This window comes from Actinoplanes sp. NPDC049265, assembly GCF_043197135.1.
In the GTDB taxonomy this organism is placed as follows: domain Bacteria; phylum Actinomycetota; class Actinomycetes; order Mycobacteriales; family Micromonosporaceae; genus Actinoplanes.
The window spans coordinates 124620-137237 of sequence record NZ_JBICSP010000012.1; the positions used below are offsets into that span (position 1 = coordinate 124620).

The following is a 12618-nucleotide window of genomic DNA, read 5'->3' on the forward strand; positions in this document are numbered from 1 at the left end:
ATGGCGCTGACCTTCGCCGCAACGCCGCGTTCGGCGGCACCGGCCGGTCACCGGCGGCCCAACGCGGGCCGCCGGGCGCTGTCCCGCCACCTCACCGGCTGGGCGTTCGCCGGGCCGGCCACACTGATCGTCGTCGGGCTGTCGCTGTTCCCCGCGATCTGGGCGTTCTTCATCTCCCGGGCCAAGTGGAACGGCATCGCCCCCGCCACCATGGTCGGCTGGCAGAACTACCAGCGCCTGGCCGGTGACCCCGACATGGCCGCCGCGGCGCGGCACACGCTGCTGCTGACCGCGCTGTTCGTACCCGCCTCGATCATCATCGGCATCCTGGTCGCGGTCGCGCTGAACCAGAAGATCCGGCTGATCGGCTTCTACCGCACCTGCATCTTCGTGCCGTACGTGGCCTCGGCCGCGGCCACCGGCATCCTGGCCGGCTTCGTCTTCAACCCGCAGTTCGGCGCGGCCAACGAGCTGCTGCGGCGGGTAGGCATCCCCGCACAGCAGTTCCTGGAGAGCCCCAACCAGGCGATGTACATCATCTGCATCATCGCGCTGTGGGGCGAGATCGGCTTCACCGCGGTCATCTACCTGGCCGCCCTGCAGGACATCCCCAAGGAACTGGTCGAGGCGGCGCGCACCGACGGCGCCTCGCCGTGGCGGATCTTCGTCCACGTCACGCTGCCCGAGCTGCGGCCGGTCACGGTGTTCACCGCGATCTGGCAGACGATCACCGCGCTGCAGCTGTTCGACCTGATCTACACGACCACCCGCGGCGGCCCGCTCAACAGCACCCAAACGGTTGTCTACTACATCTACGAGCTGGCCTTCCAGACCCAGCGCCTGGGCTACGGCGCCGCCGCCGCATACCTGCTGTTCGCGGTCACGCTGCTGCTCTCCCTGCTGGTCATCTGGTACGGCCGCCGCCGCGGTCAGGAGGCGTTCTGATGCTTCGCCGGCTCCCCTTCAGCCCCTGGCATCTGCTGCTGATGCCGATGGCGCTGATCTTCGTGCTTCCGCTCGTACAAATGGTATTGACGTCCTTCATGTCCACAGCCGAGATCAACCAGTTCCCGCCGAAGCTGCTGCCCACCACCGGCCTGCACCTGGAGGGCTACAAGGGCCTGCTGACCGAGACGCCGGTGCTGCGCTGGCTGGCCAACACCATCCTGGTCTCGGCCATCGCGGTCGGCTCCCACCTGATCCTGTGCTCGCTGGCCGGCTACGGCTTCGCCCGCCTCAAGTTCGCCGGCCGCGGCCTGGCCTTCATGCTGATCCTGGCCACCGTCATGATCCCCATCCAGCTCCTGATGATCCCGACCTACCTGATGTTCGCCCGCGCCGGCATCGTCGACACCCTGGCCGCGGCGTTCGTACCCTGGCTGGCCTCGGCATTCGGCATCTTCCTGATGCGGCAGTTCTTCCTCGGCCTGCCGGTCGAACTGGAGGAGGCGGCCCGCCTCGACGGCGCATCCACCCTGCGCACCTTCATCAGCGTGGTGCTGCCACTGGCCCGCCCCGCGCTGGCCACCCTGGCCGTGTTCACATTGCTGTCCAGCTGGAACGACCTGCTGTGGCCCCTGGTCGCGATCAGCGACGACAGCAAGTTCACCATGCAGGTCGGTCTGGCCAGCTTCCAGGGCACCCGCCGCACCGAATGGGCCCAACTCATGGCCGGCAACGTGATCGCCACGATGCCCCTGATCATCGCCTTCCTGGTGGCCCAGAAGAAGTTCATCGCCACCATGACCTTCACCGGCCTCAAGGGATGATGCGCTCTCAGTTCGCGCGGTCTTGGCTTGTCGGCCTTCCGATCACGTTCACATGCCGGTCGCCGCTGTCCGCTGCCAGACCACACTCAAACGCCGGTCGTAGCTGACTGCTGCCAAAGCGCATTCACCGGTCGTGCTGACCGCTTCCGGATCACCGCCCCGGGCTACCAGGGCCGGTAACGCGCGTTACGGACCTCACGGGTCAGGGGGTGGAGAGGGCGCGGGCGATGGAAGGGCGGGAGGCCAGCCAGGTGGCGGCGCCGATCAGGAAGACGATCAGCTCGGTGGCGGTGAGGGCCCAGATGATGCCGGGGAGGCCGAACCAGAGGTTGCCGGCGATCACGATCGGGATGAACAGGATGCCCTGCGACATCGACATGACGGTGGCGGGGAGGGCTCGGCCGGCGGCCTGGAAGAAGGAGGTGATCAGGCCGGTGAAGCCGTTGGCGATCATGGCGGTGAGCTGAGCGGCGAGGACTGTCACGCCCAGTTTGAGCACGGCGTGGTCGGTGGAGAAGATCGAGAGGATCTGGGTACGGAAGGCGAACACGGTGATCGAGAAGGTCAGGGCGATGGCGCCGACCGTGAGGGCAGAGCCGCGCAGTGCGGCGTACAGGCGGGCGCGGTCGCCTTTGCCGTACGCGTACGACAGCAGCGGCAGCACCCCAAGCGTGACGCCCATGACCAGGAACTCGGGGACCTGGGCGATGCGTACGGCGACGCCCATGGCGGCGAGCGGACCGTCGCCGTACCGGGCGGCGAGGTTGTTGAGGACCAGCGCGGTGACGATCAGGAAGGCGGATTGCAGCAGTTCGCCGACGCCGACGCCGAGGACCGGCTTGACCACGGCCGGCGACAGGGTGAACCAGCGCGGCGCGAGGTCGATGGTGGTGCTGGTGCGCTGCAGCCACCACGCGAAGTAGGCGACCGTGGCGGCGTTGGCGAGGCCGGTGGACAGCGCGGCGCCGGCCACACCCCAGTGCAGCACCAGGATGAACAGCACGTCGAGGACGACGCTGACCACGGTGGAGAGGATCAGCCCGATCATCGCCTGGCGGGCGGCGCCCTCGGCCCGGACGAGCTGTTCGAGGCAGAACGCGGCCGCCATGACGGGTACGAAGGCCAGCATGACGGCGACGTACTGGCTGGTGGCGGTGACCGCGGCGGCGTTGGCACCGAGCACGGTGACCAGGGGGTGGAGCAGGGCCAGGCCGAGGCCGCCGAGGACCGCGCCGGCGATCACCGCGCCCCACACGGAGAAGGACGAGACGCGCCGGATCTCGCGGGCCTGGGCGGGGTCGTTCTCGGAGGCGCCGAGCAGCCGGCCGATGAGCGAGCTGCCGCCGACGCCGAAGACGCCGCCGACGCCCATCACGATGCCGAGCAGCGGGGTGCCGAAGGTGACGGCGGCCAGCAGCGCGGTGTTGTGCTGGGAGCCGATGAATCCGGCGTTGACGACGTTGTAGACGGCGGTGACGATCATCGCGGCGGCCATGGGTACGCAGAGGTGTACCAGGGCGCGGGCGATGGGGGCGGCCGAGAGGTACCAGCGGTTGGGGTCGGCGGATGCGGGGGCGTCGAGGGTGGTGGCGCTCATGTGAGCCTCCTTCGGGCAGGTTGGAGTGCGCGGCGGCAGGGCCGACGCGTTACGGGGTGGGGTGTGGGAAGCGGCGGGAAGCTAGTCGCGCGTGGGTTGCGGCAGCTCCGCGGTGATCTTGGTGAGCAGGCCGTGCAGGGTGGACCGCTCGGTTTCGGTCAGGGGGGCCAGGATGCTCTCGTCGGCCTCGGCCATCGCGGTGTCGAAGCCGGCGACGAGGTCGGCGCCGGCGGGTGTGGTGTAGACGCGTTTGCTGCGCTCGTCGCCGGGCTCGGTGCGGCGCTCGACCAGGCCGCGGCGCTCCAGCCCCTGCAGCAGGCTGGAGACGCTGGCCGCGCTGGTGCGGGTGAGCCGGGCGATGTCGCGCTGGATCGCCCCGGGGTTCTGGGCCAGGTAGCCGAGCGCGAAGCTCTGCTCGAAGCTGAGCTCGCGTGCTCGTACCCAGTCCTCGGCGGCCTTGCGCTGGGCCCAGCCGATCCAGCGGAGCAGTTCGAGCGTGGTGGTGAGCTTCGGGGCGTCCATAGTTAGAACGCTAAAGGTTAGAGCTCTAACTGTCAACCCTCGAACTATCCCCGGGTCAGCGCCAGCACGTCCTCGCGCGTGGCCTGTGCGGCCGTACCCCCGGAAGCGCGGGTGCTCAGCGAACCGGCCGCCACCGCCCAGCGCAGCGCCTCCTCGATGTCGGCACCCCGCAACCGCGCGGCCAGGAAGCCGGCGTTGAAGCTGTCCCCGGCCCCAGTGGTGTCGACCACCTCGACGGCGTGGCCGGGCGTGGTGGCGCTGCTGCCGGTCCACCAGGCGCGGGCACCGTGCTCGCCGTCCTTCATCACCACGGTGGTGTGGCGCAGGCTGGCCGCGGCCTCGTCCAGGCCGGTCCGGCCGGTCACGGCCCGCAGTTCGTTGGCGTTGGGCAGGAAGACGTCGGTGTGCTCGAGGATGGCGTGGATCGAATCCCACTTCTCGGCCGGGTCCCAGTTGGTGTCCAGCGACGTGGTCACGCCGAGGGCCCGGGCCCGGGCGAAGACGGCGGCCAGCCCCGAGGCCAGCCGCGGCTGGAGGTAGAGGCTGGCCACGTGCAGGTGCCGGACGCCGGCCAGATGCTCGTCGGTGATGTCGTCGGGGCGCAGCGACGGGATCGTGCCGGGCAGGGTGAGGATGGCCTTGTCGCCCGGCTCGGACAGGATGACGCTGAGGCCGGTGGGGATCTCGTCGGCCCGCTCGACCTCGCGCAGCTCGACGCCACGGGCGGCGATGGCCTGCCGGGTGACCTCGCCGAAGACGTCGTGGCCGATGGCCGTCAGCAGCCCCGTACGCACACCGAGCCGGGCCAGCCCCGCCGCCGTGATCGCCGCCGACCCGCCGAGCACCAGGTCGGCCGCGGTCAGCAGCTGCTCGGCCTGACCGAACCGGGGGCGCACGTCGCCGCGCAGGATCAGGTCCGGGTTGGCGTCGCCGACGACGAGAACGTCCACACTCGCTCCTACTTTTGTCAAAACGCTCATTCTGAGTTGCACGATTGCCGCATTGCAGCGCCCGCCAGCACGATACGCGCACAAACGGCTGTTGACAGCTGCGCGTTCGATCAGTTGACTCGGTCGCACGATGATCGTCACGGTGACGTTGAACCCGGCGCTCGACCTCACGTACACGGTCGGCGCTCTGACCCCGCACACCACCCATCAGGTGACCGCGGTGGCCGCCCGCCCCGGCGGCAAGGGCCTGAACGTGGCCACCGCCCTGCACGCCCTGGGCGAACCGGTGCTGGCCACCGGCATCCTCGGCGGCACGGTCGGCGCCCAGCTCACCGACCTGCTCCAGGCGTCCGGGCTGCCGGCGTCGTTCCTGGCCGCGCCGATCGAGTCCCGGCGCACGGTGGCGGTCGTGGACGGCCGGGACGCGACCGGCTTCTGGGAGCCGGGCCCACACCTCCCGGCGCCGTCGTGGCCGGCCTTCCTGGACCACTTCCGCACGCTGCTCCCCCAGGCGTCGGTGGTCGCGCTGTGCGGCTCGCTTCCGCCGGGCGCACCCCTCGACGGGTACGCGACCCTGACGCTGATCGCCGCCGAGCACGACGTCCCGGTCATCCTCGACACCAGCGGCCCCGCCCTGCGCGAGGGCCTCTCCGCCCGCCCCCACCTGGTCAAACCCAACGCCGCCGAGGCCACCGAGCTCACCCCGGACCGGTCCGCGGGGTGGCGCGAACGGGCCGATCGCGTCCGTTCGCTCGGCGCCCGGGCCGTCGTGCTGTCCCGTGGCCCCGAGGGACTGCTGGCCGTGACCGGCGACGACAGCTGGGAGGCCGCCCCGCCCGAGGTGGTCGCCGGCAACCCGACCGGCGCCGGTGACGCCTGCGTGGCCGCGCTGGCCCGCGGCGTACGCGACGGCACCCCCTGGCCCGAAACGCTCGCCGACGCCGTCGCCCTGTCCGCGGCCACCGTGGCCGCGCCGACGGCGGGCTCGTTCGACCGCGACACCTATCACCGCCTGCGCGCAGCCGCCGTAGTCACGCCCCACCCGAAGGAGTCCTGATGTTCACCCCGACCGGAGACCTGATCGACCGGGCGCGCGCGACCGGCGGTGCGGCGGGCGCCTTCAACGTGATCATGATCGAGCACGCCGAGGCCATCGTGACCGGGGCCGAGCAGGCCGGCCTCCCGGTAATCCTGCAGATCAGCCAGAACGCGGTGAAGTTCCACCACGGCCGGCTGGCCCCGATCGCCGCCGCCGCGCTCAGCATCGCCGAGGCCGCCGCCGTGCCGGTGGCCCTGCACCTGGACCACGTCGAGGACGACGAGTTGCTGGACCAGGCCGCGGACAACGGCTTCGGGTCGGTGATGTACGACGCGTCCAAGCGCCCGTTCGACGAGAACGTCGCCGCCACCCGGGCCGCGGTGCAACGCTGCCACACCCAGGGGCTGTGGGTGGAGAGCGAGCTGGGCGAGGTCGGCGGCAAGGACGGCGCGCACGCACCGGGGGTACGCACCGATCCGGCCGAGGCGGCGGCGTACGTGGCCGCGACCGGCATCGACGCCCTGGCCGTGGCGGTCGGCTCGTCGCACGCGATGACCACCCGGACCGCGGCCCTGGACCACGAGTTGATCGCCCGGCTGCGCGAGGCCGTCCCGGTGCCGCTGGTGCTGCACGGCTCCTCGGGCGTACCGGACGACGAACTCGCCCGGGCCGTCCACGGCGGCATGGTGAAGATCAACATTGGTACGGCCCTGAACACCGCGTTCACCGGCGCCGTCCGGGCCACCCTGGACGACAAGCCCGAGCTGGTCGATCCGCGCAAGTACATCGCACCGGCCCGGGACGCGATGGCCGCCACCGTGAGCGCGGCCCTGCGCCTGCTGGCCGGCTGACATCACAGAGCACGACCCCACGCCCACAGGCCGGCTGACATCACAGAGCACGACCCCACGCCCACAGGCCGGCTGACATCACAGAGCACGACCCCACGCCCACAGGCCGGCGGCTGACCCAAAGGCTGACATCGAAGGGCGTGCGCGGCGGCTGTACCTTTTCTGATCATGGAAGAGGGTTTCGGATGGGTCGAGGATCCGGCGGTAGCGCCGCACCGGGTGTTGCGTGTCGGGTCCGGCAAGCTCCCCGAGTTCGAGGACGCCGCCCTGGTCGACGTCGACGGCCGGCCGGCGCTGGTGGTGACCCGCCTGGGCGCCGGCAACGCCGAGATCGTCGGGGCGCTCGACCTGGCCACCGGCGAACACCGGCCGGACCACTCGGGCCTGCACTACAGCTCACCACGGACGATGCGGCTGGGCGCCGGCCGACTGCTGGCCACCGGCGGCCCCGGTGACGTCGTCACCGTCCGGGACGCGGCGACCGGTGTGCCGATCCGTACGATCACCGGCCCGGACACCGGCACCTTCGCCTTCGGGACGGTCGACCGGCGGGACGTGCTGTACCTGTACGGCGACGGCCTGACCGTGCTCGACCTGGTCACCGGCGAGACGATCGTCCGGCACAGCGAGCTCGGCGGGGACTACTACTTTCGCGGCTTCCTGGCCGAGCACCGCGACCGGATGCTCATCACCGGCCAGGGCAGCGACGGGACGGTCATCTTCCACGACGCGCTGACCCGCGAACCGGTCGGCGCGCCGTTCCGGACACCCGATGGGCGGCAACCCGACCGGATCACCGCTGTCACGTACGAAGGCCGGCTCATCGTCGCCACCCGCGGGCACAACTGGAGTTCCGACCCGATCGTGCTGTGGGACGCCGAGACGGCCACCGAGGTGCTGACCCCGCCGCCCGCCGACGACGTCGAGTGGTTCAGCCTGGCGCTCGTCGACGGCCGCCCGCTGCTGCTCCTGGGCCGCAAGGCGGCAACGGGCCGCCCGCTCACGTTCTGGGACCCGGTGGCCGGGCGGGAGGTGCTGGCCGGCTTCTTCGAGGGATACGACCAGAGCGTCGAGCACGTGTCGCTCGGGTCGATCGGCGACGGCTTCTTCGCCGTGGTCGCCGGCGACTACCGGGAGGACGGACGGGTCGAGCTGTGGACCGCGACGGCGGACGGCCGGCGGCGTACCGAACTGGCCGCCCGACCGACCCGGGACATCACGCTGGGTACGGTCGATGGGCGCCCCACCGTTGTCCTCGGTGACGAGCACGGCGTTCTCCGGCTGTTCGACGTGGCCACCGCGGGCGAGTTCGACAGCCCGTTCTACGGCGGGCCGATCCGCGACAAGTACGTCACCGGCGGCGTGATCGCCGGCCGGGGCGTCGCCGTGCTGGCCGGCTCGCCCAGCCGGGTCTGGGACCTGGCGGCCGGGCTCCCGGTCGCCCGGCTCGACCGGTTCACGCAGTTCGACCAGGGGTTCGCGGTCGGCGAGCTCGGTCAGCGTCCGGTGATCGTGGTCGTCCAACGGGAGGCCGTGACCATCTGGGACCTGGACGCCGCGGCGGCCGTCGGCGAGATTCCCGGCTCGTTCGAACCGGAGGCCGGCGTCGTCCTGACCGAGATCGCCGGCCGGGCCGCCGTGGTCGCCGTCGCGGGGCTCCCGCCTGTACGAAACAGTTTCGTACAGGCGGGCGCGAACGGGACTGAACACAACAGTTTCGTACAGTCAGGCACGACCGAGGCTCGGGCCGAGACTGAACGAAACAGTTTCGTACACCCAGGCGCGAACGAGACGCCGACCGAAACTGAACGAAACAGTTTCGTACACCCAGGCGCGAACGGAGTACGGGCCTGGGACGCCGCCACCGGTGCTCCGCTCGGCTCGCCGTACCCGCTCGACAGCCGAGGCGAAGCGCTCGTGGCCGGCCGCCTGAACGACCGCACGGTGGTCTACGCCGGGTGCGGCGACGGCACGGTCCGGGTGGTCGACCCGCTCACCGGCCAGGATGCCCTGCCCCCGCTGACCGGCCACAACGAGGCGGTTCGCGTGCTCGCGCTCCGGGACGGCGTGCTGGCCTCGGGCGGCGACGACAACACGGTCCGGGTGTGGGACGCGACGACCGGCTCGGCCGTCGGCGAACCCTTCAACGGCCACGGGTACGAAATTACCTCGGTGCACCTGGCCGAATGGCAGGGTGAGCCGGTCGTGGTCTCCACCGCGCGGGTGGGTGCACCGCGCATGTGGATGCTGTCGGCCGAACCGGTCGACGCCGGGCACACCGGCAGCGTCGACGACCTGGCCGGTGGCCACTGGGGTGGCGTGCCCGCGTTCGCGTCGGCGTCCGCGGACCGGACCGTGCGCCTCTGGGACGCGGCGACCGGCCGGCCGATCGGCGCCCCGCTGGCGGGGCACGAGGCCGAGGTCGTCGCGGTCGCCTTCGCCGGTGACGGCCTGATCACCGGTGACCGCGGTGGCGTGGTGCTGCGCTGGCGGCCGCACCCGGACGGGCCGCGGGCCGAGCCGCTGGGCCGGCTGGCGAGCGGCGTACGCGCGATCGCATCGGCCGAGGTCGACGGGCGTACGGTGGTCGGCGCGGCGGCCGAGGACGGCACGTTTGACATCTGGGACGCGGGCACCGGCGAGCCGTACGCCACAGTGCACGCCAACGGTATCCGCGACGCCGACCTGGGCACCGCCGGCGGCCGGCTGCTGGCGGTGACCGTCGGCCCCAACGAGTGGCCGGAGGGCATCGTCACGGTCTGGGACGTGCGCTCCGGCGAGCCGGTGTACGAGCCGGTTCCGGTGCCCGAGGAGTCCGACGGCTTCGTCACGTTCGGTGTCACCGACGGCCGGCTGGTCGTCGTCCAGGGCATCGACGGCCTGGAGGACGAGGACGAGGGCTACCACCCCGAGGACGCGTCCAATGTGTATGTCTACGACGCCACCACGCGAACCGTGCTGGCCCGGATGGACAACCACTGGCACTTCAACCAGGCGGCCACGGTCGCCGGGCCCTCCGCCGCCCTGATCGCCACCGACGGCGGTGTCATCGTGATGGATCCGCGCACCGGGGAGCAGACGGCCACCTACACCGGCCACGCCGCCGATGTCACCTGCGTGGCCGCCGTCGAGGTGGCCGGCCGAACCGTGGTGGCCTCCGGTGACCTGGGCAACGGCGTGCACATCTGGGACCTGGAGACCCGCGAGCGCCGCGGCTGAACCACCCGGGACAACCCGGCGGTGGGCGCACCGGGCGTGACCGGCGACGGCGGCCGGGCCCGGGCGCTCGGGACTGTGCTGTGGGCGTACCCGTCGGAGGTTTTTGTCAGGCGGCCACGTCGAGCAGGTCGCCGTTGTTCAGGACGTTGCGCAGCGCGGACAGGTCGACGCCCTTGCTCTGGAGGAGTTTGACCAGGTCGGTGGCGCTGCTGGCCTGGCTGGTGACCTCGTCCGAGTCCATGTCGAGCAGGTCGCTGATCTGGTTCAGCTTGGTCTCGTCGGTGATGCCGGTGTTGGCGCCGCGCGGGCCCTGTCCCCCGCCGGGGCCGTGTCCGCCGCCGGGCGGGGGCGGGGGCATGCCCTTGGCCGAGGCGATCTCCTCGGCCGCTCCGGCCTTGTCGGCGGGCAGGCCCGCCTTGATCGCGGCGATCAGGTCGTCGTGCGAGACACCCTGCGCGGTGGCGATGTCGTCCAGGCTCTTGCCGTCGCGTAGCTGGGACTTCAGGTCGTCGCCACTCAGGTTGAGCTTCTCGGCCACCGCGGCCATCGGGTCCTGTCCGCCGTTGTTCCGCGGCGGCGGGGGCATGCGGAAGGTGCTGGTGTTGATCGCGCTGATCGACGTCATGGTGGTTCCTCTCCCTCGGCGGGCCGGTCGTCGGCCCGTACGGGAGTCAGGTCGGCATCTTCGGGGCCGGGGTGCGCCTTTGACAGCACCTTCATAGGAACCCACAGCCGCCCCTCAGGGCCTGAGGAAGCTGAGCAGGACGGGGCCGATGAGGTCGGGGCGTTGGAGGCCGGGCAGGTGGTCGGCGATCACATGGTCGCCGGCGCCGGCCAGGTGGGGCGTGAGCGGTGCCTCGCCACGAGCAGGGCCACGAGCGCGAGCACCTCGGCGTACCGGAAGACGGGCCGGCCCAGCCGCACGCCGGAGGCGTGCAGGAAGGTCAGGAAACCGGCGGCGCCCAGCAGCCAGCGGCTCACAGGGCCGTGTCGTCGAGGTCGAGCAGCAGCGTGTCGCCGGACTCGAGCAGGTCGAGCCATGGGCCGACGCGCGGCAGCTCGTGGTCGAAGAAGTAGCGTGCGGCGAGCCGCTTGCCCTCGTAGAACGCGCCGGTCTGGTCGGCGACGGCGTTGAGCTGGGACAGCCACATCCAGGCGATGACGATGTGGCCGGCCGCGTCCAGGTAGGTCGACGCGTTGGTCAGGGCGTGGCCGGGATCGCCGGATTTCCAGAGCGACGACGTGACCGCGGCGAGGCGATCAGCGGCGGCCCGCAGGCGTGCGCCGTAGGGCGGGGCGGCGGAGGAACAGGTGTCGGAGATCGCCGCGAGCAGGGACGCGAAGCCGTTGCCGCGCAGGACCTTGCGGCCGAGGAGATCGAGGGCCTGGATTCCGTCCGTACCCTCGTGGATGGGGTTGAGACGGTTGTCGCGGTAGAACTGCTCGACCGGGTACTCGCGGCTGTAGCCGTAGCCGCCGTGCACCTGGATGGCGAGGTCGTTGGCGCGCAGGCACCACTGCGACGGCCACGCCTTGGCGATCGGTGTGAGGACGTCGAGCAGGTCGGTGCGGCCGGTGTCGACCAGCTTGGCGGTGTAGAGGATCAGCGCCAGGCCGCCCTCGACGTAGCTCTTCGACGCCAGCAGCATCCGCCGCACGTCGGGGTGGCGCACGATGGGCACGGGCGGTGCGGAGGGGTCCTTCCCGGCGGGTGGCCGGCCTTGGTGCCGTTCCCGCGCGTACGCCAGAGCGTGCAGATAGCCCGTGTAACCGAGGGCCACGGCGCCCGCCCCGACGCCGAGGCGCGCCTCGTTCATCATGTGGAACATCTGCGCCAGGCCCTGACCCTCCTCCCCGACGAGGTGGCCGGTCGCGTCGTCGAAGGCGAGCACCGCGTTGGTCGTACCCCGGAAGCCCATCTTGTGGTTGAGTCCGGCCGGCGTGACGTTGTTGCGCTCGCCCGAGGGGAGGTGCTTGGGCACGACGAACAGCGACAGGCCCTTGACGCCGGCCGGTGCCCCGGCCACCCGGGCCAGGACCAGGTGCACGATCGACTCGGTGAGCTCATGGTCGCCGCCCGAGATCCACATCTTCGACCCGGTGACCGCGTAGGTGCCGTCGTCCCGCCGGGCCGCGCGGGTGGTGACCTCGCCGAGCGACGACCCGGCCTGCGGCTCGGACAGGCACATGGTGCCGGTGTAGCGGCCCTCCAGCATCGGGCGTACGAAGGTGTCGATCTGCGCCGGCGAGCCGTACTCGAGTAGCAGCGCGGCGTTGCCCATGGTCAGCATCGAGTAGGCCGAGGTGGCGATGTTGGCCGCCTGGAACCACGCGAAACACGCCCGCCCCACCACCTGCGGCAGATCCATGCCGCCGACCGAGGCGGGGAACGTGGCCGCCAGCAGGCCGGCGTCGGCGAACGAGCGCATCGCCTTGGCCACCTCGGGGATGACCGTGACCGTGGTGCCGTCGAACGTCGGTTCCTCGAGGTCGTTACGCCGGTTGTGCGGGGCGAACTCGCGGGTCGCGATCTGCTCGGACAGGTCGAGCAGGGCGTCGAAGGTTTCCCGGCTGTGCTCGGCGAACCGCGGGTCGGCGGTCAGCGACTCGACGCCGAGCCATTCGTACAGCAGGAACTCGAGGTCGCGGCGGTTCAGGATGCTCGGCACGT

11 protein-coding genes are annotated in these 12618 nt (G+C 71.3%); 5 read left to right on the top strand and 6 right to left on the bottom strand.

Features of this window, described 5'->3' with window-relative positions; genetic code table 11:
* Positions 1–945 (top strand): carbohydrate ABC transporter permease, encoded by a 945-nt coding sequence (locus ACGFIO_RS26940; RefSeq protein WP_392829724.1) that lies wholly within the window; start codon positions 1–3, stop codon positions 943–945.
* Positions 945–1769 (top strand): carbohydrate ABC transporter permease, encoded by an 825-nt coding sequence (locus ACGFIO_RS26945; protein ID WP_392829726.1) that lies wholly within the window; start codon positions 945–947, stop codon positions 1767–1769. The genes ACGFIO_RS26940 and ACGFIO_RS26945 overlap by 1 nt, the downstream gene beginning before the upstream one ends.
* A gap of 202 nt (positions 1770–1971) precedes the next feature.
* On the opposite strand, the gene ACGFIO_RS26950 is transcribed toward ACGFIO_RS26945, so the two are convergent.
* From ACGFIO_RS26950 to ACGFIO_RS26960, 3 genes are all read right to left on the bottom strand, one after another.
* A complete protein-coding gene (locus tag ACGFIO_RS26950; protein WP_392829728.1) occupies positions 1972–3366 on the bottom strand; it encodes an MATE family efflux transporter in 1395 nt (464 codons plus the stop codon).
* A gap of 81 nt (positions 3367–3447) precedes the next feature.
* Complete coding sequence (locus ACGFIO_RS26955; RefSeq protein WP_392829729.1) at positions 3448–3888, bottom strand: MarR family winged helix-turn-helix transcriptional regulator; 441 nt, start codon at positions 3886–3888, stop codon at positions 3448–3450.
* Positions 3889–3932: 44 nt separating this feature from the next.
* Positions 3933–4838: a carbohydrate kinase family protein gene (locus tag ACGFIO_RS26960; RefSeq protein WP_392829731.1), complete on the bottom strand. Its 906-nt coding sequence runs from the start codon at positions 4836–4838 to the stop codon at positions 3933–3935.
* A 142-nt stretch (positions 4839–4980) separates the two neighbouring features.
* Here ACGFIO_RS26960 and ACGFIO_RS26965 point away from each other — a divergent pair, with 142 nt between their 5' ends.
* The 3 genes from ACGFIO_RS26965 to ACGFIO_RS26975 all read left to right on the top strand — a co-directional run bounded on the left by ACGFIO_RS26965 (position 4981) and on the right by ACGFIO_RS26975 (position 9947).
* Positions 4981–5895 carry a 1-phosphofructokinase family hexose kinase gene (locus ACGFIO_RS26965; protein WP_392829732.1) on the top strand — a complete coding sequence of 305 codons (915 nt, stop codon included), beginning with the start codon at positions 4981–4983 and terminating at the stop codon, positions 5893–5895.
* On the top strand, positions 5895–6728 hold the full coding sequence (locus tag ACGFIO_RS26970; protein WP_392829734.1) for a ketose-bisphosphate aldolase: 834 nt from the start codon (positions 5895–5897) through the stop codon (positions 6726–6728). The genes ACGFIO_RS26965 and ACGFIO_RS26970 overlap by 1 nt, the downstream gene beginning before the upstream one ends.
* 168 nt (positions 6729–6896) lie before the next feature.
* Entirely contained in the window at positions 6897–9947 is a 3051-nt protein-coding gene (locus ACGFIO_RS26975; protein WP_392829735.1) for a WD40 repeat domain-containing protein, read from the top strand.
* Between the two features lie 106 nt (positions 9948–10053).
* Here ACGFIO_RS26975 and ACGFIO_RS26980 read toward each other — a convergent pair whose 3' ends face one another.
* The 3 genes from ACGFIO_RS26980 to ACGFIO_RS26990 all read right to left on the bottom strand — a co-directional run bounded on the left by ACGFIO_RS26980 (position 10054) and on the right by ACGFIO_RS26990 (position 12616).
* Positions 10054–10572, bottom strand: a complete 519-nt coding sequence (locus ACGFIO_RS26980; RefSeq protein ID WP_392829737.1) for a hypothetical protein — start codon at positions 10570–10572, stop codon at positions 10054–10056.
* Between the two features lie 188 nt (positions 10573–10760).
* Positions 10761–10928, bottom strand: coding sequence for a hypothetical protein (locus ACGFIO_RS26985; RefSeq protein ID WP_392829738.1), 168 nt, complete (start codon positions 10926–10928; stop codon positions 10761–10763).
* Complete coding sequence (locus ACGFIO_RS26990; RefSeq protein WP_392829740.1) at positions 10925–12616, bottom strand: acyl-CoA dehydrogenase; 1692 nt, start codon at positions 12614–12616, stop codon at positions 10925–10927. The genes ACGFIO_RS26985 and ACGFIO_RS26990 overlap by 4 nt, the downstream gene beginning before the upstream one ends.
* Between the last annotated feature and the right edge of the window lie 2 nt (positions 12617–12618).

What these genes read in the sequence shown, in the direction of transcription:
- ACGFIO_RS26945 (WP_392829726.1), top strand. Translation starts at nt 945, where the DNA reads ATGCTTCGCCGGCTCCCCTTCAGCCCCTGGCATCTGCTGCTGATGCCG.
- ACGFIO_RS26955 (WP_392829729.1), bottom strand. Translation starts at nt 3,888, where the DNA reads ATGGACGCCCCGAAGCTCACCACCACGCTCGAACTGCTCCGCTGGATC.
- ACGFIO_RS26975 (WP_392829735.1), top strand. Translation starts at nt 6,897, where the DNA reads ATGGAAGAGGGTTTCGGATGGGTCGAGGATCCGGCGGTAGCGCCGCAC.
- ACGFIO_RS26950 (WP_392829728.1), bottom strand. Translation starts at nt 3,366, where the DNA reads ATGAGCGCCACCACCCTCGACGCCCCCGCATCCGCCGACCCCAACCGC.
- ACGFIO_RS26980 (WP_392829737.1), bottom strand. Translation starts at nt 10,572, where the DNA reads ATGACGTCGATCAGCGCGATCAACACCAGCACCTTCCGCATGCCCCCG.
- ACGFIO_RS26940 (WP_392829724.1), top strand. Translation starts at nt 1, where the DNA reads ATGGCGCTGACCTTCGCCGCAACGCCGCGTTCGGCGGCACCGGCCGGT.
- ACGFIO_RS26970 (WP_392829734.1), top strand. Translation starts at nt 5,895, where the DNA reads ATGTTCACCCCGACCGGAGACCTGATCGACCGGGCGCGCGCGACCGGC.